Source organism: Pelotomaculum isophthalicicum JI (assembly GCF_029478095.1).
GTDB lineage: Bacteria > Bacillota > Desulfotomaculia > Desulfotomaculales > Pelotomaculaceae > Pelotomaculum_D > Pelotomaculum_D isophthalicicum.
Map to the genome: position 1 here is coordinate 90,554 of NZ_JAKOAV010000001.1, position 24,557 is coordinate 115,110.

Consider the following 24,557-nt stretch of genomic DNA (forward strand, 5'->3'; position numbering starts at 1 on the left):
GGGAGGGGATGGCTGATGCCGGAGATGCGCGACGGCCGTATAAAACCGGAAGTGCTGGCGGCTATTACGGCGGCGCTTACAGTTTACGGTTATTCAGCGGATAAAGGTTACCGGATCGCCAACGTGCGAAAAATGAGCGATACCTGGAAAAAGACCGGGATTATTGAAAATATGTTGGTTCGGGAAATGAGTTTAACTTTAAATGGAACTGTTTTAGGAGGAAATCTGTGAAAAAATTTCGAGTTACAGTAAATGGTGAAGTCTATGAAGTAGAAATTGAAGAAGTCGGCGGGTCCGCCGACTCGCCCACTCAGCTTGGGGCTCCCGTGCCGCCGCGTACTCCGGAGGCGGCGCCGCTAGTCTCGGCGTCTGCGCCAATAATTGTACCGGGCGCCCGGAACGCATCATCCCTGTCGCTGGGTGACGCTGGTACCGTTACTTCTCCGATGCCCGGTATGATTAACGATGTTAAGGTGAAAACAGGTGACCAGGTTAAACCCGGTGATGTACTGATTGTCTTGGAAGCTATGAAAATGGAAAATTTAATCAAAGCCGACATTGCGGGCACCGTCAAGGAAGTAAGGGTTGTTAAAGGCCAGGCTGTTAATGGCGGAGACCCGCTGGCAGTAATTGCTTAAGGGCAAGGTGTTATTGATACGATAACCAGAGGAGGATAACAATGACAAAGATAAAGATTACCGACACAACGTTGCGAGACGGCCACCAGTCCCTGCTGGCCACCCGGATGAGAACAGAACACATGCTGCCCATTCTGGATAAACACGACGCTGTCGGCTTCCATTCCCTTGAGATGTGGGGCGGCGCTACTTTCGACACCTGCATGCGCTTTTGCGGCGACGACCCCTGGGAAAGACTCAAAGAAATCAGACAGCGGGTCAAAACCCCGCTGCAGATGCTCCTGAGAGGCCAGAACGTCGTAGGCTACCGCAATTACGCCGACGATGTGCTGACAGAATTCATCAAAAAAGCAGTATCAAATGGAATGGACATATTCCGTATCTTCGACGCTTTAAACGACACCAGGAACATGGAGAAAGCCATAGAAGTGGTCATCGACGAGGGCGCGCACGCCCAGGCCACCGTGGTTTACACCATCAGCCCGGTGCACAACACCGAATATTACGTAAAATTAGCTAAAACTCTCGAAAGCATGGGCGCCCACTCCATTTGCATCAAAGACATGGCCGGCATCCTCGCTCCTTATCCCGCGTACGAAATCATCAAAGCCATGAAAGACGCCGGGATTAAAATACCCATTCAGCTGCATTGCCACTACACCAGCGGCATGGGCGCGATGGCCTACTTAAAAGCCATAGAAGCCGGAGTGGATGTCATCGACTGCGCCATATCGACCATGGCGCTCCAGACATCCCAGCCCGCCATTGAAACAATGTGCGCTTCACTGGCGGGAACCGGACACGATCCCGGCTTTGACTTCAAGATACTGACCGAAATCGCCGAGTACTGGAAAAAAGTCCGCGAACAGTACGCCGAATTCGACGTGGCCTCGAAAAGCGTGGACACCAACGTAATGGTTTACCAGATACCCGGCGGCATGATGTCCAACTTCATCTCCCAGCTCAGCCAGCAGAACGCCCTGCACCGCCTGCCCGAGGTGCTGGAAGAACTGCCGCGCGCCCGTCAAGACTTCGGCTACCCGCCGCTGGTCACCCCGACCAGCCAGATTGTCGGCACGCAGGCGGTAATGAACGTGCTGCTAGGCCGCTACAAAGTGAACACAAGCGAAACGATTCAATACATGCGTGGATATTACGGCCGGTCCCCGGCGCCGGTCAACGAAGAAGTCCGCAAGAAAATTATCGGGGACGAACAGCCGATCACCTGCCGGCCGGCCGACATGCTGGAGCCTGAGCTCCCGGCGGCAAAGGAATTATGCGCGGCTTTCATGGAGAAGGAAGAGGATATCATATCCTGCGCGCTTTACCCGCAGGTTGCTCCTAAATTCCTTGAGGAGAGAATGGCCGGCAAGCTGAAAGTTGACTTTGAGCTTGCCAAAAAAGGTGAAGGCACCTATCCGGTGTAAGACACAGAAAAATATAAGTTTGGTTTGATGAAATACGGTAGCCAGGCTTAAAAAATTTACCGTCTTTGAAGCAAGGTAACACTATCCCTGTGACTGGAAGCATAAGTTTGCCGCAACGGCAAACTTATGCTTCCATTTCCACAGAACCCTGCGGGTGAAAACGTTCATGTACTTGATGAATAATTGCCTTTTGCTCAAATCTTCGACATGTGATAATATAATGTAGTGTGTGTGTGCATTGTTATGATGTTGATAAAAGCGCAAGGAGGTTGGTTCTTAGATGTCGGAAAAACCGATAAAAGGGGAGAGGAGAGTCTTTCTGACCGGCAATGAAGTTGTCGCTTGGGCCGCGGTTGCGGCTGAGGCCGACATCATGTTCGGGTATCCAATAACCCCGCAGAATGAAATCATGCACTACTGGACTCGAATGGCGCCAAAATTTAACAAGCGATTTCTCCAAACAGAGGACGAAATTTCCGCCGGTTTTACAACAAATGGCGGAGTGCTGGCAGGCCTTAAGGCATTTACGGCTACTGCCGGTCCCGGCAACACGTTAATGCAGGAGCCTATATCGATGGCCGAAATGATGCGCCTGCCGGTTGTTACCATTGTCCAGCAAAGGGGCGGCCCATCCTCGGCTACCGTTATTTACAGCCAGCAGGAGGTTACCCTGACCACTCATGGCGGCAACGGGGAAGGAATGCGGGTTGTTTATTCCACTGCCAGCCATCAGGAACTTTATGACTATACCATCAAGGCTTTCAACACAGCCTGGAAATACCGTTTCCCCACCTTTGTGCTTGGTGACGGCTATCAGGCAAAAATGCGCGAGCCGCTTACCATTTATAACCCGGAAGACCGTGGAATTGAGGTAGTGCCTTCCTGCAAGTTCGTCGGGGGAGCCGGCAGGCCGGGTGTTGACAGGCCGCCGGTACAGATGCGGAATATTTACAATATGGAAGAAGAACTTCTGGAAGTTCTTGAAGAACAGTTTGCCGAATATGAAAAAATAACCCCTGCTGTAGCCGAATGCGAATACTTCGGTTGCGAAGACGCTGAAATCGTGGTTACAGCTCACGGAGTGGTATCCCGGGCGGCCAAGAGCGCGGTTAAAGACCTCAGGGAGCGCGGACTGAAGATAGGTTATTTCCGCCCGATCACGCTGAGGCCGCTGGCAGTGAAAGAAATTCGGGATATCTTTAGCAATGCCAAGAAGGTGTTAGTTGCCGAATCAGCTAACGGACAGCTTGACCAGTTGTTGAAGTACGCGGCTTACGGCCTTACCACTGAAATGGTTTCGCTGTTCAAGCCGGGAGTGGGGATTAATTCCGAAGATATATACGAAAAAGTTAAGACGATGCTGGAGAATTAAGGGGAAGGCAAAGTACTAAAAACGTATAAGAACATAAGGGAGGAAAAGATTTTGATAAAACCTTCAATGCCGAAATCCTGGCGCGTTGATACGAAGCCGCATAAGTTTTGCCCTGGTTGCGGGCATGGTTTGGTATTAAAAGCCCTCGGACAGGCCATTGATGAGCTGGATATCCAGGACCGGGTGGTTTTTGGCTGTGATATCGGGTGTTCGCTGCTGGCCTGGGATTTCTTTAATGTTGACACTGTCCAGACTCACCACGGCCGGACTAACCCGGTAATGACCGGCATTAAGCGGGCTAACCCGGACCTTATCTGTATCGGCTACATGGGTGACGGCGGCGGTTACGCCATAGGCTCCCAGCACCTGGTAAACGCCGCTACCAGGAACGAAAAGATTACTGTGATTCTGGTAAATAACGCCCAATATGGTATGACCGGCGGCCAGATGGCCCCGACGACGCTGCCCGGCATGAAAACAGAGACCACCCCGTATGGCCGCGATGTGGATTTAACCGGCTACCCGTGCCAGGGTCCGGAAATGGTAGCGGCCATCACCAGGGAAGGCGCATATGTCGCCCGTGCAACCGTGGTTAAACCGGTCCCGTTAAAAAATTATATTAAAAAAGCCATTCAAAACCAGATAGACGGCAACGGTTTCTCCTTTGTGGAGTGTTTGTCCGCTTGTCCAACTAACTGGCGAACCAATAATGTTGAAACCATAAATTTTGTGGAAAATGAAATGACAAAGTATTATCATGTCGGTGAGATAAAAGTGCCGCCTCCCAAGGAACCGCTAAAAGTCAAAACATGGACCAAGATACCGGCAATGGAGGGACAAAAAAATGGCTAATGCTATAAAGATAGTCATGGCAGGCGAAGGTGGCCAGGGCGTGCAGTCGGTGGCTGAAATTATCGCGGAAGCCGCAAACGAAGAAGGTAAAGAGTGCCTTTATATTCCCAACTTTGGTGTTGAGCAGCGCGGCGGCGTGTCGGTGGCCTACGTGCAAATCAGTGACGAAGCCATCGGCGCTCCCAAGTTTAACACCGGCGATATTGTCGTCGCTTTAAGTGACCGGGCGCTGTACAGGACCAAACAGTATGTGGGGCCACAGACGATTTTCGTGTATGATACCAGTATCGATGTGCCAAAGGAAGATCTCCCCGCTAACGCGGCGAGAATTCTTGGCATACCGGCTGTGGAGATTTCCAAGAATGAACTGCACCCGCGGGTGTTTAACATTATTATTATGGGCGCCGTGGTTGGCGCGACGTCTGTTATCTCCAGAGAGGACGCCAAGCGGGCTATTGAACATAAACTAGGCGCGAAGTTTGAGAAGCAGCCGAAGCTCCGCGACCAGAACTTCAGTGCGATTGATCGCGGCATCGAGCTTGTAACTAAGGCAGGATAAGGAGGTTAATAATATGTCGGTGGAATTTGAAGGTATTACCCAGGAATATGAGAAAGGCAGCTTCACTCTCTTCCCCGGCCTTTGCAAGGGTTGCGGTCTCTGCATTGCCAAATGCCCGAGCGAAGCTTTATCCTGGTCCGATGTACTCGGGGTTTATGGCACGCCTGCTGTTGTAGCGAATGAGAAGTGCATTACTTGCGGCGTCTGTGAACTGGCATGTCCGGAGTGTGCGATAACAGTGGTCAGAAAAAGGAAGAGATAAAATAAGGAGTCAGGAGTCAGGAGTCAGGAGTCAGAATAAGAGAACTACGAAAACGTTTGAAGGCTAACTGATATGGCAGAAAGCGTACTTGTTGCGCCAATGGTTTATTGTCCATAGTTATTTTTGACTACTGACAACTGACTACTGAATTCTGAGTACCTGATTAAAGGTCTTTCTTAAAAAGGAAAGACCTTTATTATTTGTTCGGGATAGAAATTGATTAAAAGGATCATGTTATAAAATGTAACCAAATGAAAGGGGTTGCTTGGCATGGGTCCTCTTTCGTGGAACGCGGCCAAGATCGTCCTTGCCGCCGGGACACCTATTCAGCGTCTTGTTTCCGGCAAATGTGAGACCCACCTTTTATGTAACTATCAGGCTGTGCTCATCTTACAAAGAGACGGATATGAAGCGTATGCGCAGATTTTAAGCAATTACCTGGAATTGATCAATAGGGGGTCAATTTGGGCCGACAGAGGCTGGAAAAATTTTGCCCATTACCTTGATCCCGCGTTTGGCCCCTGGCCTGACGCGCGAACGGAATGCCGCGCATTTTTTGAGAAGGCTTTATGCCACTGGCAACGGAAGAATAAAAAGAAAGCGTTTTTTTTCCTGGGCGCGGCGGCACACCTCGTTCAAGATCTGTGTGTGCCGCATCATGCCAGGGGAATAGCATTTTGCGGCCACAAGGAATATGAGAAGTGGGTTAAAGAAAATCGCCTGGATTTTCTCGTTTACTCTGGGGGAACATACCATAACGCATCGAGTCCAGACGGCTGGGTTGAAGCAAACGCAATAATCGCCAGGTACTATTTCCCTTACGTCTCAAATATTAATTCCGAAACGTCTTACAAACTGGCGACAAGTGTACTTTTGCCGACGGCGCAGCGTTCGACGGCAGGTTTCTTTTCTTTCTTTTTAGAATATGCTAACAAATCATGTTAATTTAACATGAGGAGAAAGCTGATTTCTTATCTATCCAGCGTGATTCTGGCATCCAGCGCCACAACCCTGTCGGCGTATGCCAACAGAGGGTTGATATCCATCTCTGATATAGCCGGATTCGCCAGTACCAGCTGGGCAAATTTTGTCAGACAACCGGTTAAAACATCAAGGTTCACGGCGGTGGCGCCCCGGGCTCCGGCCAGTATTTTGCTGATTTTTGTCTCTTCGATCATTTCGGTGAGTTCTTCTTCGCTCAGAGGAGGTACTCTTAATGAAATGTCATCCATAACCTCGGTAAAGACGCCTCCGGCGCCGAAAGCGAGAACCGGGCCGAATTGCGGGTCCCTTTTGCATCCGAGGATTAGTTCGGTTCCTTTGTCCAGATGCTCTTGAATAATCACTCCGTCTAGTCGGGCTCCATTTTGCTTATTTTCTATTTCCCGGCGCATTTCCGTGAATGCCTCTTCAAGCTGCCGGGCGTTCCCGATATTCAGCCGCACCCCGCCGGCGTCCGATTTGTGAATGATATCCGGACTCAAAACCTTCATGGCAACCGGATAGCCGACCTTTTCCGCAAGCGAGACGGCTTCTTCAATATTCTCAGCCTTTCCCCAGCGGGCAACGGGGATGCCGTAGGATTCCAGGAGCCGGAAAACGTCGGTTTGAGACAAGTTGCCCGCGCTTTTGCCGGCGAGTATCTTCCCGGCTTGGGCTTGTCCGGGGTTGAGGGGCGTTGATACCGGACGATAATCTTTTTTCTTGATAATATGGTGGTAACGGTACAGGGCGGAGAGTGCCCTGGCAGCCCGGTCAATCGAGTAGAAATATAACACATTGTTTTCTTTTTCAAATTCCCTGGCATAATCCTGAAAACGCTGACCGTAAGTCCAGGCGACCACCGGTTTCTCCGGGTATTTACCGGCAATTTCCCTAATCAGTTCGGTAGTGTCCAGGAAGTCACCCTCTTTGTCCAGGAATGAACCGGTTATGCAAATCACTGCATCCATCTGCGGGTCTTCCATGAAAGCTTCCAGGATGCGGCGGTAGGAATTGTGGTAACCGTGGAACATGCCGGCCGGCCACATATCCACAGGGTTGTTGCAGTGCGCCCACGCGGGAAACAGTTCACTAAGCTGATCTTCTGTGCTGCCGCTCATCTTGGCTATCTCCAGGCCATACCGGGAGCATGCGTCGACAGCGATAATGGCGGCGCCGCCGGAAATGGAGACTACACCTACTCTGTTCCCTTTGATGCCGTTAAAAGTGGTGAAGACTTTGTTAAGGTCAATCATCTCCTCAACATCTTCAACGCGCAGGAGACCGCATTGTTTGAAGGCGGTGTCAAAGACCCTGTCTTCGCCGGCCAGGGCGCCGGTATGTGAACTGGCGGTTATGGCGCCGTCGGGGCTGGCCCCCGTTTTGTAAACGATGACCGGTTTCAGCGCCACGGCGTCTCTGGCCGCCCGCATGAACTGCGGCCCGTCCCGCAGGCTTTCCATATGCAGATTTATTACCTTGAGGCGGGGATCCCGGACTATGTGGCCCAATAACTCGGAGAATTCTATATCAGTAGTGTTGCCGGTATCAATCAACAGACCTATGCCGCTGAATATCTGCGGCGCCCCTACTACAGAAACCCCCGACTGGCAAAGGATTCCCGTTGCTGCGGTGGGATTCATGAACCGCATAAAGGACGTGCAGAAGCGGTTAAAGTTGTTTACGACACCCAGCGTGTTTGGTCCTAATATCCGTACCCCGTGTTTATCCGCGGCTTTGAGGATTTCTTTCTGCATTGACTTGCCCCGTTCGTCACCATCAAAAAATCCCTGGGCGACAATGATTACAAGCTTGACCTTTTTGGTGCAGCACTGGTCAAAAAGCTCCGGCACCGCGTCACGGGGGGCGCAAATTACCGCCACATCGGGTATCTCCGGTACGTCCAGCAGGGAGGTGTAAGCCTGGTGACCCAGAATCGTGCCTCCTTTAGGATTGACCGGATATATCTTTCCCCGGTAACCCCATTCAAGCATAACTTCCAACGGGTTGTTGCTTCCTTTGCCCGAACGGCTGGTCACGCCTACCAGCGCCACGGATTCCGGATCTGTTAATTTCTTATAATCATTTTCAGAAAGCATTAAAAGATGACCTCCGTGATTATTTTTGTGCATTTATAGAGAAACGGGAGAAATATGAAAAAGACTTTGAGCATTCTGTTAAATGTTGCCGCATTTAACAACTCAAGGCCATAATACAAAGCATCATGATCATATCATATTTAGGTTGAAACGTTAAGAACTATCACGAATATTTTTTGCGGTATCTGGAGGAACTGGAGTTAAACCGACATCCTGTTTAGTGTAAAGTAATATTTCACAGTGTTACGCCAGTAATGTTTTCCCTATTCTCACAAGCTTTTGTTATACACCATATTTTTAAAGCCATCTCTAAGTCGAATCTTTTGTTTGGTTCTTTCAGGGAAAAGCCACCTATTTCACATATCTTTCCAATACGGTACTTAAAACCACTTGGGGTTACGGCTGCAGCCCTGGCTGCATTTTGAACATTGCCGTCGCAACTAAAATAAAAATGAAGGGTTTCCACAAGTTGACTTTTGTGCCTCGCGTCGTATTTCAGCAACTCGCCGAGTTGTTCCTGCATAAAAACCAGAAGGTCTTGCTGATTGGCGGCGTTAAAAAGCAGGCCCAATATACCCAGACGGTCAAAAGAAATCACAACATTATTTTGGTTTAACCCTTTTATTACTTTTAATGCCCGCTGGGCTTCCTGGTATGACAGGTAAAAATCCCTGGGAGAATAACAAATCCGGCCAATGCCAATTGAAACGGTGACATGTGAGAACTGCCGGTTAATACGCATCTGGATGTTCTGTGCCAGATCAACGGTGCCAGAAGGTATTTCATTCTCTTCTAAAGCGGTGAGCACGATAAAATTATCGCTTTTGGCCGTGATCATGCCGCGCCGGCTATAGACATCGAGCGCTAAGCTAACTGCTTCGCAAAGCTGCTTCTTGAAATGGAGAAACTGCTTTTTGTCCTGCCCGTGCTGCTCAAACAAACGCATAAAGTTATCTATATTAATGACCATTACCTGATGAGGCTGGTTAAGATTATAGCCAATATAGCGTGCTCTTTCAATAATTGAAACTTCAGAATTAAAGTTGCCCGCGATTAATTCGTCGACAAAGTCACCTTTAAAACGGGTTTCCACTTCAGCCACTGCGCGGTCCTGCATCATCTTGAGGGCGAAAACCGTAACCATGCACTCCAGGGTCATCTGGTCAAGTTCAGTAAGCTCACATGAGGTTTTGAGAATAGTAACATAACCCAGGATTTCCTGGCTGACTGTGATCGGGTAAATAAGCCGGGAAAATGGTTTCTTTGCCGATTCTGCCGGAAGCAGTACAGATCTTTTTTCTTGTATTAACGTGGTGGCCAGGTGCCGGTGGCGCAAGTCACTGAAGATATCCCTGGCTGAAAATGATGCTTGAGCCGCCTGTTCTTTTTCCGTTGTCATTGTGGGTGAAAAATACGCGTACGGCCGGAAAAACTGGTCTTCCACAATTACTGTTCCGCCGATAATCTTACCTGCCGTGCAGGCGATTGTCGACATATCCTCACCGTTTAACACCATTCTGGTCAGTTGTTCGTGGATGGCTACCGATTGTTTTAATATCTCATTTTGCGCCTGGAGATTCACTTCCTCCTGATTCATGATCGCTTTCACCTCCACATATAGAAACTAGACAGTTCGGCTTGTAATCATTCCGTTATTAATATTTAAATTACAGTGACTTTCCAAAAGAGCAAAAGGGAAACATGCAGTCCTGGCAGCGGAGGCAAAGGCCACCGTACCCCATCCTTGTTATTTCCTTTCTGGCAACCCGCTCACCGGCTAGAATACGCGGGAGGATAAGGTCAAAAATAGTTGTTTTGAAGTACATGACACAAGCAGGCAAGCCCAAAACAGGTATATTGTCAAGGTAGGCCAGAAGAAACATCGCCCCGGGTAAAATGGGGGCGCCGTAGGTTACAATTTCCGCGCCGGAAGCCCGAACGCCACCGGGGGTAACATCATCGGGGTCAACGGACATCCCCCCGGTGATGATGATCATTTCAGCGCCATTTCCTATAAAATCTCTGATCCTTTCAGTTATTTGGCCGGTTTCGTCAGGTAAAACCGAGTGAAATAACACAGGACAGCCATAACGCGAAAGTTTTTCCTTTATCACCGGGCTGAATTTATCCTCAATCCGCCCATGAAAGACCTCGTTACCCGTGGTAATGAGCCCCACACGCAGTGACCGCATTTCCTTTACTTCCAGCAAAGGGCCATAATCTTTACATACTTGTTCCGCCAACTCAATTTTTTCCTTATTAATAACCAGCGGGATAACCCGCGTGCCCGCCAGTATATCTCCTTTATCCACAATGTGATTGGTATGGCGGGTTGACAGAACGACCTCTTCAATGTCGTTAATCAGGCATACGCCTTCCACGTTAATTTTGAGCAGTCCACGAAAAGCGGCGATTAAGTTTACCTTACCTTCGTTAGGCTCGGTAAAGCTGACACCTTGGCCACTGCCGGCCCGGGCTATCCTGAGGGCGGCAACATCCTCATGGAGGAAATCCTCACCGCATTCCCAGATAAAGATGTGTTCTTTTCCCAGTTTTAACAGTTCCGGAATGTCCTCCTCCGTGACGATATGACCCTTTTTGAAAGCAGGTCCTTTGAATTCACCCGGCGCGATCCTTGTGATATCATGGCACAGAACCATCCCCACAGCTTCTTCAACCTTCACTTTTAGCATTACTTTGCCTCCAGCTCCATTGAAATCATATAATTTTAAATCTTCTGTTAATTATCAAAGAAAAGAATGCTTTCACACGATGGAGCGACATATTTCGATATTATGTGTTTGCCTGGATAAATAATTGTTCACTATAGTAATTATGTGCTGGCTAACATTTTATGTCAAGATAAAAATTCGATCCTAGTTATTAATGAAAATGAACATTTACGTGGCTTTGCATGCGTTAAAGTTTGGGAACTGTTAAGCCGGACAGTTTATTGCTGAATATTCTGTCTTGTCTGACTGTAGAATCGATTCTGAATATATGGTAGTTTTATAAAGACTAAGCACATTAAGCAAGTTCTAAATAAATAGCTGCTTAATGTTATTCTGTCCAAAATATAGGGGGTGGAATTATTGTGGCGCAAAGCGTAGACACTTACTGGAATCCATTCTTGGAAACCATGCCGGCGGAAAAGCTGAGGGACCTGCAGCTGGTAAAGTTCAAAAGGATATTAAAGTGGTGTTATGACAAGTCCAAACTTTACCGGGGACTTTATGACACAGCCGGGTTAAAGCCCGAAGATATTAAAACATGGGATGATGTCAGGAAAGTACCGATGCTGGAAAAAGGACATTACCGCGAGGCCCAGTTTAAGGAGCCGTGGCCTTATGGTGATTCCCTGTGCGTACCTTTAGAAGATGTCACAATATACCACCAGACCAGCGGCACCACCGGACAGCCGGTATTCCAGCCGGATACCTGGCAGGACTGGGAGTGGTGGACAGAATCCTGGGCATACATCCTGTGGGCGCAAGGCTTCAGGAATACCGACAGGGTTTATGTCCCATTTGGTTATAATGTATTTGTTGCCTACTGGGCCGGCCATTATGCGGCTGAGAAGGTCGGTTGTGAAGTTGTCTCGGGTGCTTTGCTTAACACAGAAGAAAGAATAATGAAGATGAAGGACCTGAGGGCCACCGCTTTTATGGCCACGCCTACTTATGTTCTTGGTATGGCGGATTCCTGCCGGAAAAAACTAAACATGGATCCGAAGGAACTGGGTATCAGGAGAATCCTGTGCGCCGGCGAGCCGGGAGCAAGCGTTTCCACCACCAAGAAAAGGATGGAAGAAGCTTGGGGTTGTGACGTATTTGACCATGTCGGGGCGACCGAGATCGGCGGATGGGGATATGAATGTACGTATAAGCCGGGTGGTTTGCATGTTAACGAAGGATTTTTCCTGGTAGAACTCCTGGATCTGGAAACCGGGGAGCCTATCGAAGAACCTAATAAGCTTGGGAAAATCGTTATCACAGCTTTTGACCGGATGGCCCAGCCGTGCGTCCGCTTCGACAGTAAAGACGTGGCCATGTGGGGCGAAAAATGTGAGTGCGGCAGGACATATCGTGTATTAAAAGGCGGGATCCAGGGCCGTACAGACCATATCACAAAGGTTAAAGGCGTTCTGTTCAGTCCGGTTTCGGTGGAAGAAGTTGTGCGCAGCATGCCTCAACTGGGTAACGAGTTTGAATTAATTGTCTCAAAAGAAAAAGATATAGATAAGATCACCTTAAGATATGAATTGATTCCTGGCTGCGAGGGCCAAGAAAAAGAAGTTGAAGCTGAATTAGCCAGAGTGTTAAGGCTGAAGACCAACCTGAATTATGTTTATGAAAGTCGTCCTTATGAGTCCCTGCCCAGGTATCAAGTAAAAGCCCAGCGTTTTAAAGATCTCAGAAAAGATCATTAAAAGGTGGTGATATAATTTGGCAGAACAAGCCAACCTTCGCGAAATGGCCAATATAATTTTAAACATTAGACAAGAAGTAGATAAGTTAAAAACATTGGGTGGCGGCTATAAATGTGTTGAAATGAATATTGTTAGAATGTCTGCGATGATAAAAATGTTGGAACTTGACATTAATGATGCTGCCGATGTATTAGGCGCCTGATTTGCCGCTGCCGGTACTATCCTGATTAAATACAATTAAATATTATTTGACGGATCCTAGTGTTCAACCGATATGATCAAGGGAATGCTTTTAGCCGGTTATACCAGGGATCCGTCAAATAAATGCAGCCAAAGGGGTTAAACGGGCTCTACTTAAACAAATGATAAGAACTTCTTATTACCATAGAACTATCCTGAGTGGCATGGATGCCTAATTTATTCTTGACATTAAATGTTTGTCAATACATAATCATTATAGTGAACAGGCGTTTACTGTGGTGATTAATTGTTATATCGGTTCAGTTATTGCAAAACGATAAGAGGAGGCTGGATATGTACTTACCGGATTTTGAGTATTACGCACCCGCAAGCTTGCCGGAAGCATGCGGGCTTCTGGCACAATTCGGTCCCAGGGCAAAAGTGCTTGCGGGGGGCACTGACGTCTTACCCAAGATGAAACAAGAAATCTTGACCCCGGAGGTCCTGATATCACTTAAAAACCTCAGTCAGTTGACTGGTATTTATTACGAAAAGGGCAAAGGAGTAGTTATTGGGGCGAGGGCCACTCACAATGACCTGGTTGATTCACCTGTCCTGCAGGAAAAGTACCTTTCTATTTGTGAGGCCGCCCATCATATGGCTAACAATCAAATCAGAAACACCGGCACTATTGGGGGGAATATTGTAAATGCCGTTCCGTCAGCCGACCTGCCTCCCATCCTGATCGCTCTTGGCGCTGTAGTAAGGCTGGCAGGAACCGGGGGAGAAAGGACCCTTCCCCTGGAAGATTTCTTTAGCGGGCCGGGCAAGACTGTAATCAGCCAGGACGAGGTCCTAACCGAAATCATCATTCCCGACCAGCCTTTTACCGGCAGCACCTATATAAAATTCGGACTGCGCCGTTCCGGCGCCCTGGCAGTAGTCGGGGTGGCGGTCGCAGTGGTTATGGAAGGGGATATCTGTAATGAAGCCCGGATTGTCCTGGGCGCTGTTGCTCCCGTGCCCATGCGGGCTAATAAAGCGGAAGAATTGCTTAAAGGCAAATCAGTTACTGAAGATTTGCTGGAAAAGGTCGGCGTGTGCGCCGCCGGTGAAAGTAAGCCCATCTCCGATATCCGCGGCTCAGCCGAGTACCGGCAGGATATGGTGCGGGTCTTTACTAAGCGCGCCCTGCTTAAAGCCATAAAAGAAGGACATGTTTAAATAAGGGGGGAGCGATAAAAATGCAGTCGATCATGGATAAAAGCGGTGTAAAGCGTTATCTTATCACCCTGGATGTCAATGGGGACAGTTATACCAGAGTCGTCAAAGCCAATACTGTTTTGGCGAATGTCCTGCGTGATGAATTGGACCTGACCGGGACTAAAAAAGGTTGTGAACTCGGCGACTGCGGGTCATGCACCGTCCTGCTGGACGGTAAACCGGTGGACTCCTGCCTTATCCTGGCGGTGGAGGCGGATGGGCGCGATATTACCACGATTGAAGGACTGGCGCAACACGAAAAATTGGATAAGCTGCAGGAATCCTTTGTAGACAACGCCGCTGTACAGTGCGGCTACTGCACGCCCGGCATGATTATGTCCGCCAAGGCCCTCCTTACCCGCAATCCCCACCCCAGCGAGCAAGAAGTGCGTGAAGCAATTGCCGGCAATCTGTGCCGTTGCACCGGCTATGTCAATATCGTCAAGGCCGTGTTGGCTGCGGCCGATGAACAGTAAAGGAGGTGCGAGCAAATGGATGAAAAATATTCGGTTATTGGCAAAAGCGTACCCAAAATGGACGGGCGCGTGAAGGTTACCGGCCAGGCAAAATACACCGGAGACCTGAAATTTCCCAACATGTTGGTAGGGAAAATCCTCACCAGCCCGCACGCTCACGCCAGAATTTTAAGCATAGACACCTCGGAGGCAGAAAAACTCCCGGGGGTTAAGGCTGTCATAACCCATGAAGATGTACCAAGCCTGAAGTACGGGATCAGCCCGGCCCGGTGGGATGAAAATATTTTTTGCATTGACAAGGTCCGTTACGTGGGCGACAAGGTGGCAGCGGTGGCTGCCATCGACGAAGATACTGTTTATAAGGCCCTTAAGCTAATCAAGGTAGAGTATGAAGTTTTACCTGCCGTCTTTGACCCCATAGAAGCAATGAAAGAGGGCGCGCCGCAGGTTCACGACGAGTACCCGCGCAATCTAAACGCGGAAATTCACCAGAATTTCGGCGACGTGGAGAAAGCTTTTGAGGAAGCTTATTACGTACGCACCGACCGGTTTGTAGGGAACCGCACCTACCAGGCTCCGATTGAGCCCCACTCCGCCATATCGATCTGGGAAGGCGGCAAGTTGACCGTTTACACCAGTACACAGTCCCCGCACTACTTTCAATACTACATCGCCCGGGAGTTCGGCTTGAAAATGGGTGACGTGCGGGTTATCAAGACCTTTGTGGGCGGAGGATTCGGGGGTAAACTGGAGCCCACCGGGCTGGAGTTTGCCGGGGCTGTTTTATCCCGGATTACCGGCCGCCCCGTCAGGATGTTCTACGACCGCGCCGAAATGTTTGCCCATAACCGCGGCCGCCACCGCCAGTTCATGGAGATCACCACCGGCGTGGATAAAGACGGCAAGATCCTCGGCGTACACGCCAACTTCGTCCAGGACGGCGGGGCTTACACCAGCCTTGGCATTGCTACCGCTTACTATGCCGGGGCCATGCTTACTTTGACATATGATTTTAAAAACTATAAGTTTGACATGCACCGGGTTTATACCAACCTGCCGGCCTGCGGCGCTCAGCGGGGCCACGGCGCTCCGCAGCCGAGGTATGCGTTTGAATGCCACTTGGATCATGTTGCCCAGCACCTGGGGATTGACCCGCTGGAACTAAGGCTGCGCAACGCCCGCCAGCCAAATACAATTACCCCTAATGAATTTGGGGTGAATTCCTGCGAACTGACGGCCTGTATTGAAAAAGCCCGGGAAATTTCCGGTTGGAATGAAAAGAAAGGGAAGTTGCCCCGGGGAAGGGGTATCGGCATTGCTGTGGGCAGCTTTGTTACCGGCGCGGGGTATCCCATTTACCGGACCGACCTGCCCCATGCTTCGGCCATAATCAAGGTGCATGAGGACGGTACTGCTGCTACCCTGTACACCGGGGCTACCGATATCGGGCAGGGTTCCGACACAATCCTTTGCCAGATGGCCGCAGAGGCAATGGGCTTCACTTATGAAAATATGAAGATAGTGTCTGCCGACACTGAAACTACCCCCCACGATTTTGGAGCTTACGCCAGCCGCCAGACGCTCATGTCCGGCTCAGCCGTGAAACAGGCCGGTGAAGAGGTCAAGAAGCAGGTTTTAGAAATGGCTTCGGTCATGATGGAATTGGACGTTGATGACCTGGACTGCCGGGAAGCCGTAGTCTTTAGCAAGTCAAACCCCGAAATCACCAGGCCCTTCGGGGAAATAGCGAGAGAATTCTTTGTCAAAAAAGGCCCGCTGGTTGGACGCGGGGTCTATGCCCCGCCCAAGCTTGGCGGCAAGTTTAAAGGAGCGCCCGTGGGAACCTCACCGGCCTACAGCTTTGCGGCGCAAATCAGCGAGGTTGAGATTGACGAGGAGACCGGTGAAATTAACGTAAAGGAAGTTTGGGACGTCCATGACTGCGGTATGGTGATTAACCCGTCGCTGCTGCACGGCCAGGTCCACGGCGCTCTCTTTATGGGTATGGGCGAGTCTGTGTGGGAAGAGGTTGTATTTAATGATAAAGGAAAGATCCTCAACCCCAACCTCGCCGAGTACCGGATGCCGACAGCGCTGGATATGCCGAAAATAGTTTCGGAACTGGTGGAAAGTTTTGAGCCGGCAGGGCCCTGGGGCGTTAAGGAAGTAGGCGAAGGCGCCACTATTCCCACCATGGGCTGCTACTCAAACGCTATTTATGATGCCGCCGGGGTGCAGGTGAATACTCTGCCGCTGAGTTACGAAAAGGTTTGGCGTGCCTTAAAGGAAAAGAAGGAAAAGGAAGGTAAGATATAAATAGGGAATCCCTAATTCCAGGCGGCATATAAGGGCGGCTCGTCCATATTCATGATGAAATCTTGCCGGAGCCGGATATCGGCCTATTGGTCGTGCAGTTGGCGATTTGCCGAATGGCCATAAAAGGGTTTCACCTTAATATAACATATACAATTGAGGTGAAACCCCACTATATAAAACGGCAATTAATTTTCCCGGGAGGAATGAGCTTGCAAAATGAGCTTATCGTAATCAGAGGGGCAGGTGACTTGGCCAGCGGCGCCGCTTTCAGGCTCGCAAGAAGCGGTTTTCCGGTAGTCATGATCGAATTGCCCGAACCGCTGGTTATCAGACGCGCGGTTTCCTTTGCTGAAGCGGTATTCAGGGGTAAATTCACGGTGGAGGATATTACCGCAGAATTGGCCGTTTCAATTGGTGATATTAATAAATTGTTAAAAGCCGGGAAAATGCCTATCGTTGCTGATCCCGCTCAGTACCCTCTTAAAATACTTCAACCGGCAGCGGTTATTGACGCGACAATGGCCAAAAAAAATCTGGGTACAACCATTGACGACGCTCCAATAGTGATCGGCCTCGGTCCGGGTTTTAAAGCAGGAGTGGATGTGCATGCCGTTGTGGAAACCTGTAGAGGTCACGATCTGGGAAAGGTAATCTTAAAGGGCCAGGCTGAGCCCAATACCGGGGTGCCCGGCGAAATCGGGGGCTACCGGGCAGAACGGATACTTCGCTCTCCGGGTTGCGGTACTTTCCACGCAGTCAAGGAGATCGGGGATATTGTGGAAAAGGGGGAACTGGTGGCGACGATTGATGGCCTGCCGCTTTACGCGACGATCTCCGGGGTTCTTAGGGGAATGTTGCACAGCGGCCTTCAAGTAAATCCAGGTATGAAGGTTGGGGATATTGACCCACGTCATAGGCGGGAATATTGTTTTACAATTTCTGACAAAGCCCGGGCGATAGCCGGCGGGGTGTTGGAAGCATATTTATTCTTACGGAGGAGGAATTTGACGTGGAGTCAGAATTAATAAATAAGCTGCTGTCTCTTGGAGAAGCAGATGAAGATGCCGCTCTGGTAACAGTAAGCCAAACCATGGGCTCCACCCCGCGAAATCCCGGCGCCAAAATGCTTGTGCTCAAGGATGGTCAGGTTTACGGGACCATTGGCGGCGGGTGCGGGGAAGCCGAAGTTAAAAGAGAGGCTCTGGGCGCGCTGAATATTAAGGCTTCAAAGAAATACCATCTGGATATGGCAAACGATGTTGCCGCCGGGGAGGGTATGATTTGCGGGGGTAAAATGGAAGTATTTATCGACTTCCTTAGTTGCGGCGATAACGAATCCAGGCGGGTTTTATTGGCCTACTTTGCTTCTTTGCAAAGAAAAGAAAACCCCTTGCTGGTAACAATAACCAGTATTGATGAGGAAAAAAAGGAGCTCTTAGGCCGGAAAATGGTCTTTCTGCCAGCGAACAATGAGGCCGGTGACTTGGGGGCGGCGGAAATAACGGAACAAGCCCGCATTTTTGCCGGACAATTCCGGGCGGCAAGGGAACCTAAGCTTATAACTCTTTCTACTGCAACAATCCAAAAAAAAATTATAAAACTAGAGTTGTTATTTGAGCCGGGTATTCGGACACCGCAAATATTAATTTTGGGAGGGGGGCATATTGCCAGGCCGCTGGTAAAAATGGCCTCTATACTCGGTTATAACACTACTGTTGTTGATGACCGGCCTACTTTTGCCAACACGGCTCGTTTCCCGGAGGCAGGGCAGGTAATCTGCGATAGTTTCGGTAATTTCTTAAAAAGTCTGGAAACTGGCGATGAAACCTTTATTGTAATTATAACCAGAGGACACACGCATGACCTGGAGTGCCTCCGTGATGTTATCAACCAACCCGCGGCTTATATCGGAATGATCGGCAGTCGCAGGAAAGTAAGGGGAATTATAACGCAGCTAGAGGAAGAAGGTATTTCTAGTGAGCGCTTAAAGGAAGTTTATTCGCCAATTGGCTTGGATATAGGCGCGGAGACGCCGGAAGAGATCGCCTTAAGCATCCTGGCTGAGATCGTTAATGTATGGCGTGGAGGAAAGTTTTTTAAAGAACAAAGTATTGTTAAATAAAACTGAGTAACACCTCAAGCAAAGCAACATTTTAATTGATATAAGCGGATGCTGGGGGAAACATACATGAAAAAACCGGTATTATTTTTAGGGATTATATTAATTATTATGATGGTTGTTACCGGTTGCGGAAGTGGCAAAGAGCTTGAGAATAGAGCGGGAACAGTGAGTTTAACCATTTCCGCCGCAACAAGCCTGAAGGATGCTGCCGAAGAGTTAAAGACCATTTATGTCAAGCAGCGTCCCGGTATAGCCATCATTTATAATTTCGCAGCCTCAGGAACTTTGCAAAAGCAAATTGAAGAGGGCGCCCCGGTAGACATCTTCATTTCAGCCGGTAAATCCCAAATGGATGCCCTGGCTGAAAAGTGCCTTATAGTGGACAACTCCCGTAGAGACTTATTGGGGAACGAGTTGGTGCTAATAGCCAGGAAAGACAGTAATTTAACCGGATTTGAAAGCTTGATAGGTAAGAGTGTGGCTAAAATCAGTATCGGCACACCGGAAACGGTACCGGCCGGTAAGTATGCCAAGGAGGCTTTGACCACCCTCAAGCTTTGGGATGAGATTGAGACCAAACTGGTGCTGGCTAAAGATGCACGCCAGGTGTTGACATATATTGAAAGCGGTAACGTAGATGCGGGAATCGTTTATCGTTCTGATGTCCTGGCCGGCAGGGATATTAAAATAGTAGCTGCTGTTCCAGAGGGTACCCATGAGCCAATTATCTATCCCATGGCTGTTATTAAAACTGCCAAATACCAGAAAGAAGCTGAAGAATTAGCCGCTTTCCTCTTGAGCGACGAAGTTGCCCGGGTCTTTGAAAAATATAATTTTAAATCTATAAAGAATTAATGTGATGTAGTTATGTTTATCCAACTAACTGACTGGCGCCCGGTTCTTCTTTCGCTCAGGGTGGCTTTAATTGCAGTGTTTACCGTCACCTGCCTGGGATTGCCGTTGGCCCGCTTATTGGCCCGCCGGGAGTTTTTCGGTAAAGATATGCTGGAAGCGGCCATCACTTTGCCGCTGGTATTACCGCCATCGGTCATAGGCTATGGCTTATTGATACTTATTGGTAAAAACGGCCTGTTGGGCCAATTCCTTACTAGTATGGGCATATCGCTAGTATTTACCTGGTGGGCGGCAGTCCTGGCGTCCACCGTGGTGGCCTTCCCGCTGATGTATCAGAGCGCTAAGGCGGCAATTAAAAGCGTGGACGTCAATTATGAGAAGGCGGCCAGGACTCTGGGAGCCGGTGAGTTGAGAATATTTTTTACCATTACCCTCCCTCTGGCCTGGCCCGGCATTATAGCCGGCCTGGTACTGTCCTTTGCCCGGGCGCTTGGTGAGTTTGGAGCCACCCTGATGGTTGCAGGCAATATCCCCGGGCAGACTCAGACCATTCCACTGGCAATATACTTTGCAGTGGATGCAGGGGATAACATCACGGCAAGAGCACTGGTGGCAATAATTACTGTATTCAGTTTTATAGTTATCTTTTGGGTCAATCGCTGGGCGAAACGGCAAAATTATTAACTGTATGGTGGTAAAATGTTGGAAGTCTGCTTTAGTAAAAAGCTGTGGCATTACACCCTCGATCTGCAATTCAAAGTTAACAATGAAATCCTGGTGCTGTGGGGTCCTTCCGGAGCGGGCAAGACCACTGTTTTGCACTGCTTAGCCGGCCTGACGAGGCCAACCTATGGTTTTATTAAATTTAACAATCAGGTTTTCTTCTCTTCAGAGGAAAAGATCAACATGCCAACGCGGTTTAGAAATACGGGCTACCTGTTTCAGGACTACGCCCTTTTCCCCCATATGACTGTAAGAAATAATGTTTTATATGGACTCAAAGATAGAAAAAGTGATCAGATGAATTCTCCCGTGGACCCTGTAGAATTGTTAAATGCCTTTTGCGTGGGACATCTTGTTGAGCGCTATTCCGGACAGCTTTCCGGCGGTGAGAAGCAGCGGGTGGCATTGGCAAGGGCGCTGGCTGTACAGCCACAACTGCTTTTGCTGGACGAACCTTTCAGTGCTTTGGATAGAAATACCAGGGTCAAGCTAAGGCGAGAATTGAAAAATTTGCATCAAAAATGGCGGATACCTTTTGTGGTGGTTACCCATGACGAGGAGGATGCCAGGTATTTAGGAGATACAATTCTTTTTCTTAAGAGGGGCAGGTCCATGGAAGTTGCCCTACAAAACATCTCAGGCAGACGCTTAGGAGCTGAACTGCAACCCCTGCCATATTGATTATGTTGGACACTTCATCTATCAAACCAATTTTTTCTTGACATGAAGTGTTAACTGGTGCATTATTGCTATTATTAGCAGATACTTGTATGGCTGTTGTAAAAGCTAGTTATGTACACACTTTGTATTCTTTAATATTTGACAGAAAATTTAGTTACTATTAAAATTTTAGTAAGTATATGTCATTAAAGAAATTAAAAATATGTATAACAGTGATTGGGATGAAAAACATGACAGGGGAAAATAACGGTTACAATGCTCCACTTGTATATAAAGTTTTTTCTATTTTGGACGAAGTCGCCAATGCCCCGTCGCTATTGGGTATCAGCGACCTTTCCCGCAAACTGAATATTTCGAAAAGCACTGTTTACGGTATTACCAGGGCGCTAACCGAATTGGACGTACTCTGCCAGGAACAGGAAACGAAAAGGTTCAGGCTGGGTTCCAAGCTGTTTCATTTAGGCAACCAGGCGCTGGGAGGAATGGATTTAAGGGCGGTTGCCAGGCCGCTAATGGAAGACCTCAGCAAGAGATTCAGAGAAACTGTTTTTCTGGGTACTTTTGACGGAGAAAGAATAACTATTATTGAAAAAGCCGACAGCCCCGCAGAACTAAAAATATCTGCGCCAATAGGGACGAGGATTCCTATATATGCCGGAGCGGCGGGCAAAGTCTTCCTGGCAGGACTGAGTGAACATGAAGTGAAAAAGCTATTAGAAGAAAAGCCGATTCGCCAGTTCACCGAGAACTCTATCACAGATCCGGGGAAATACCTGGATGAATTGCAGAACGTACGCCAGTTGGGCTTTGCGACTGATTTTGAGGAGTACATCCGGGGAGTTAACGCTATTTGCATACCGCTCCCCAATTCCGGGAGATGGCCTGACACGGCGTTGTGGATGGTGGGATTCAGCAATTCTTTTACCAGGGAGAAGGTCAGTGTGGCAATTACGGCGGCGCTGCAGACTACTAATCAGATCGGCAAGATACTAGTGGGTTAGCATTTTGGACCGGTCTTAATAGATTTTATTTTCGAAGGCAACGTTATGGAATTAATTGACGCTTTTCCATTGAGAAAAGGTGATATTATAGCCCTTGTGGGAGCGGGCGGGAAGACCACAACGATGTTTGCCATCGGGGTAGAAGCTAAAAAACGGGGATGGAAGGTTATTCTCACTACTACGACACGGATTTTTTGCCCACGGGAAGAAGAAGGACAGGAACTCGTTATTGAAGCCAACCCTGAGCGGCTCCTTACTAAAGTAAAAGAAAAACTAGCGTTATTCCCTCTTCTGGTGGTTGGAACCGGGCTAAATCATGAAAACAAACTGTTGGGAATCGGCCGGGAGCTTGTTGCCGCGCTCCCCCGATCTGGTGCTGATTTAATCGTTGTGGAGGCCGACGGGGCGGCGCATAAGCCTTTTAAGGCTCCCCGGGAAGGGGAACCGGTTATTCCGGATTCAGCGACTTTAGTGGTGCCGATAGTAGGGATCGACTGTCTAGGTAAGCCCCTGGATATGGAACATACCCACCGCCCCGAGAAAATTGCCGGCCTTACCGGTATGAATATCGATATGCTGGTGACCGGTCAGGTAGTTGCAAGGGTGCTTCTCCACAGTCATGGGTATCGCAAAGATATTCCTCCCAGGAGCCGCTGGGTTCCTTATATTAATAAGGTTGAATCGACTGCCGATTTAAGTAATGCCCGTGAGATTGCCGGTCTGCTTGGCGAGGGCGGGGCAAAACGGGTTGCTATCGGGGCGGCGCGGGCTGCTGAACCGGTTAAGGAGGTTTTGACATTTTGATATCGGGTGTAGTGCTGGCTGCCGGTGTATCGTCCCGATTGGGTGTGCCAAAACAACTACTCGCCTACCGTGGGAGATCGCTGATCGTTCATGTGGTAGAAAACCTGCTGATGTCGCAGGTGGATGAGGTTGTTGTTGTTCTAGGCAATCGGGCTGAGCAAGTGATGGAGGTGCTGGCTGGATATTCAATTAGGACAATAATCAACCGTGAATTTACCGCCGGCCAGAGCACCTCGCTGAAGGCCGGCCTAACGGCGCTAAGTAGCGCCACGCGGGCCGCGCTATTTGTGCTGGGAGACCAACCGCTGGTGAATGCGCAAACAATTAATTTACTTATAGACCATTATTGGCTTGCCGGGGGGATTGTAGCTCCATATTTCAATGGTAAAAGGGGGAACCCGGTTTTATTTGACAGGGATTTTTTTAAGGAAATATCCTTCCTGTCAGGTGATGTTGGCGCCCGGGAAATTATCCGCAAGCATCCGGAAAGTCTTGTAAAAGTGAATGTTACGGACAGTGGAGTTGTTTTTGACGTGGATACATGGGGAGATTATCATGCTTTGATTTCAGATGTTAATGATTGAAGGGGGCTGTGAAATTATCCGTGCCTGTTATTGATTTTCATATCCACCCGGCTTATTACGAGAAATACTGTCCGTCCGCGGAGGAATTTATTAAAAAAAATCAACATGTCGAGGACTGGACTAATTTTACAAAAAAATATAAAGACCCGGCCGACTTCCTCCGGTATCTGGATGACAACGTGGTGGATTATGCGGTTATTCTGGCGGAGTTAAGTCCGATTACGACCGGGATTTGCACAAATGAGTACGTGCATGAATTTTGTCTGGGACAGGACCGCCTGATTCCGTTTGCCTGTGTTAATCCTTACCTGATAAACGATCCCGGCAGGGAAGTGGAGAGGCTGGTAAAAGAAATGGGTTTCCGGGGTTTAAAACTCTATCCGACCTATAATTATTTTTACCCCAATGAACCGCTGGTTTACCCAATCTACGCCAAGGCCGAGGAACTTGGCATTCCGGTGATGCTTCACACGGGTTCTTCAGTTTTTAAAGGAGCCAGGATAAAATATGGCGATCCGCTGTTTTTTGATGATGTGGCGATTGATTTTCCCGACCTTAACCTGCTGATGACCCATTGTGGGCGGGGTCTATGGTATAATACGGCCTACTTCCTTTCCCGCCTGCATAAGAACCTTTATATGGAAGTGACAGGGTTGCCTCCTCAGAAACTTCTGGATTATTTTCCCGAATTAGAACGTAATGCTGACAAGGTGATATTTGGATCAGACTGGCCTGCCGTGGCCAGCATCAAGTCCAACATCGACGCTGTCAGGGCGCTCCCGTTAAAAGAAGAGACCAAGGAAAAAATCCTGGGCGGGAACGCCGCCCGGCTGCTTAAGATGACATGAGCCGCATTGTATGCCCAAAGGTCACCGCAGGCAGATTTATTCCATAATCGATGACCAGAAAGTATGTTGTGGCCCGCTTCCGGAT

General features: G+C 48.9%; 25 protein-coding genes. 22 read left to right on the forward strand and 3 right to left on the reverse strand.

Annotated features, from left to right (window positions below):
* Window positions 1-15: 15 nt before the first annotated feature.
* The 8 genes from L7E55_RS00390 to L7E55_RS00425 all read left to right on the forward strand — a co-directional run bounded on the left by L7E55_RS00390 (window position 16) and on the right by L7E55_RS00425 (window position 6,055).
* Window positions 16-231 (forward strand): hypothetical protein, encoded by a 216-nt coding sequence (locus L7E55_RS00390; protein WP_277441972.1) that lies wholly within the window; start codon window positions 16-18, stop codon window positions 229-231.
* Window positions 228-638, forward strand: coding sequence for a biotin/lipoyl-containing protein (locus tag L7E55_RS00395; RefSeq protein WP_277441973.1), 411 nt, complete (start codon window positions 228-230; stop codon window positions 636-638). Before L7E55_RS00390 ends, L7E55_RS00395 begins: the two co-directional genes overlap by 4 nt.
* Window positions 639-679: 41 nt before the next feature.
* A complete protein-coding gene (locus tag L7E55_RS00400; RefSeq protein WP_277441974.1) occupies window positions 680-2,065 on the forward strand; it encodes a pyruvate carboxylase subunit B in 1,386 nt (461 codons plus the stop codon).
* A 280-nt stretch (window positions 2,066-2,345) separates the two neighbouring features.
* Window positions 2,346-3,437 (forward strand): ferredoxin oxidoreductase, encoded by a 1,092-nt coding sequence (locus L7E55_RS00405; RefSeq protein ID WP_277441975.1) that lies wholly within the window; start codon window positions 2,346-2,348, stop codon window positions 3,435-3,437.
* A 66-nt stretch (window positions 3,438-3,503) separates the two neighbouring features.
* Window positions 3,504-4,289: a thiamine pyrophosphate-dependent enzyme gene (locus L7E55_RS00410; protein ID WP_420851984.1), complete on the forward strand. Its 786-nt coding sequence runs from the start codon at window positions 3,504-3,506 to the stop codon at window positions 4,287-4,289.
* On the forward strand, window positions 4,282-4,848 hold the full coding sequence (locus tag L7E55_RS00415; protein WP_277441976.1) for a 2-oxoacid:acceptor oxidoreductase family protein: 567 nt from the start codon (window positions 4,282-4,284) through the stop codon (window positions 4,846-4,848). Before L7E55_RS00410 ends, L7E55_RS00415 begins: the two co-directional genes overlap by 8 nt.
* A gap of 13 nt (window positions 4,849-4,861) precedes the next feature.
* A complete protein-coding gene (locus L7E55_RS00420; RefSeq protein WP_277441977.1) occupies window positions 4,862-5,110 on the forward strand; it encodes a 4Fe-4S binding protein in 249 nt (82 codons plus the stop codon).
* Between the two features lie 270 nt (window positions 5,111-5,380).
* Entirely contained in the window at window positions 5,381-6,055 is a 675-nt protein-coding gene (locus tag L7E55_RS00425) for a zinc dependent phospholipase C family protein (RefSeq protein WP_277441978.1), read from the forward strand.
* 26 nt (window positions 6,056-6,081) lie between these two features.
* On the opposite strand, the gene L7E55_RS00430 is transcribed toward L7E55_RS00425, so the two are convergent.
* From L7E55_RS00430 to L7E55_RS00440, 3 genes are all read right to left on the reverse strand, one after another.
* A complete protein-coding gene (locus tag L7E55_RS00430) occupies window positions 6,082-8,190 on the reverse strand; it encodes an acetate--CoA ligase family protein (protein WP_277441979.1) in 2,109 nt (702 codons plus the stop codon).
* Between the two features lie 235 nt (window positions 8,191-8,425).
* Window positions 8,426-9,787, reverse strand: coding sequence for a PucR family transcriptional regulator (locus L7E55_RS00435; RefSeq protein ID WP_277441984.1), 1,362 nt, complete (start codon window positions 9,785-9,787; stop codon window positions 8,426-8,428).
* A 70-nt stretch (window positions 9,788-9,857) separates the two neighbouring features.
* On the reverse strand, window positions 9,858-10,883 hold the full coding sequence (locus tag L7E55_RS00440) for a molybdopterin-binding protein (RefSeq protein ID WP_277441985.1): 1,026 nt from the start codon (window positions 10,881-10,883) through the stop codon (window positions 9,858-9,860).
* 401 nt (window positions 10,884-11,284) lie between these two features.
* On the opposite strand from L7E55_RS00440, the gene L7E55_RS00445 reads away from it, so the two are divergent.
* The 14 genes from L7E55_RS00445 (at window position 11,285) to L7E55_RS00510 (ending at window position 24,472) form a co-directional block, all read left to right on the forward strand.
* On the forward strand, window positions 11,285-12,619 hold the full coding sequence (locus tag L7E55_RS00445; protein WP_277441986.1) for a phenylacetate--CoA ligase family protein: 1,335 nt from the start codon (window positions 11,285-11,287) through the stop codon (window positions 12,617-12,619).
* A gap of 16 nt (window positions 12,620-12,635) precedes the next feature.
* Window positions 12,636-12,821: a hypothetical protein gene (locus L7E55_RS00450; RefSeq protein ID WP_277441987.1), complete on the forward strand. Its 186-nt coding sequence runs from the start codon at window positions 12,636-12,638 to the stop codon at window positions 12,819-12,821.
* A gap of 332 nt (window positions 12,822-13,153) precedes the next feature.
* Window positions 13,154-14,023, forward strand: a complete 870-nt coding sequence (locus tag L7E55_RS00455) for an FAD binding domain-containing protein (protein WP_277441988.1) — start codon at window positions 13,154-13,156, stop codon at window positions 14,021-14,023.
* 20 nt (window positions 14,024-14,043) lie between these two features.
* On the forward strand, window positions 14,044-14,538 hold the full coding sequence (locus L7E55_RS00460; protein ID WP_277441989.1) for a (2Fe-2S)-binding protein: 495 nt from the start codon (window positions 14,044-14,046) through the stop codon (window positions 14,536-14,538).
* Between the two features lie 15 nt (window positions 14,539-14,553).
* Window positions 14,554-16,854, forward strand: coding sequence for a 4-hydroxybenzoyl-CoA reductase subunit alpha (gene hcrA / locus L7E55_RS00465; RefSeq protein ID WP_277441990.1), 2,301 nt, complete (start codon window positions 14,554-14,556; stop codon window positions 16,852-16,854).
* A 203-nt stretch (window positions 16,855-17,057) separates the two neighbouring features.
* A complete protein-coding gene (yqeB, locus tag L7E55_RS00470; RefSeq protein ID WP_277441991.1) occupies window positions 17,058-17,879 on the forward strand; it encodes a selenium-dependent molybdenum cofactor biosynthesis protein YqeB in 822 nt (273 codons plus the stop codon).
* Window positions 17,864-18,976, forward strand: coding sequence for an XdhC family protein (locus tag L7E55_RS00475; protein ID WP_277441992.1), 1,113 nt, complete (start codon window positions 17,864-17,866; stop codon window positions 18,974-18,976). Before yqeB ends, L7E55_RS00475 begins: the two co-directional genes overlap by 16 nt.
* A 66-nt stretch (window positions 18,977-19,042) precedes the next feature.
* The gene (modA, locus tag L7E55_RS00480; RefSeq protein WP_277441993.1) at window positions 19,043-19,831 is read left to right on the forward strand and encodes a molybdate ABC transporter substrate-binding protein; all 789 of its coding nucleotides are present in this window, start codon (window positions 19,043-19,045) and stop codon (window positions 19,829-19,831) included.
* Between the two features lie 12 nt (window positions 19,832-19,843).
* Window positions 19,844-20,515, forward strand: coding sequence for a molybdate ABC transporter permease subunit (gene modB / locus L7E55_RS00485; RefSeq protein ID WP_277441994.1), 672 nt, complete (start codon window positions 19,844-19,846; stop codon window positions 20,513-20,515).
* 15 nt (window positions 20,516-20,530) lie between these two features.
* Window positions 20,531-21,235 carry an ATP-binding cassette domain-containing protein gene (locus L7E55_RS00490; RefSeq protein ID WP_277441995.1) on the forward strand — a complete coding sequence of 235 codons (705 nt, stop codon included), beginning with the start codon at window positions 20,531-20,533 and terminating at the stop codon, window positions 21,233-21,235.
* A gap of 230 nt (window positions 21,236-21,465) precedes the next feature.
* Window positions 21,466-22,236, forward strand: coding sequence for an IclR family transcriptional regulator (locus L7E55_RS00495; protein WP_277441996.1), 771 nt, complete (start codon window positions 21,466-21,468; stop codon window positions 22,234-22,236).
* A 45-nt stretch (window positions 22,237-22,281) separates the two neighbouring features.
* Complete coding sequence (gene yqeC, locus L7E55_RS00500; RefSeq protein ID WP_277441997.1) at window positions 22,282-23,040, forward strand: selenium cofactor biosynthesis protein YqeC; 759 nt, start codon at window positions 22,282-22,284, stop codon at window positions 23,038-23,040.
* The gene (gene mocA, locus L7E55_RS00505) at window positions 23,037-23,624 is read left to right on the forward strand and encodes a molybdenum cofactor cytidylyltransferase (protein ID WP_277441998.1); all 588 of its coding nucleotides are present in this window, start codon (window positions 23,037-23,039) and stop codon (window positions 23,622-23,624) included. Before yqeC ends, mocA begins: the two co-directional genes overlap by 4 nt.
* 8 nt (window positions 23,625-23,632) lie before the next feature.
* On the forward strand, window positions 23,633-24,472 hold the full coding sequence (locus L7E55_RS00510) for an amidohydrolase family protein (RefSeq protein WP_277441999.1): 840 nt from the start codon (window positions 23,633-23,635) through the stop codon (window positions 24,470-24,472).
* Window positions 24,473-24,557: the final 85 nt, after the last annotated feature.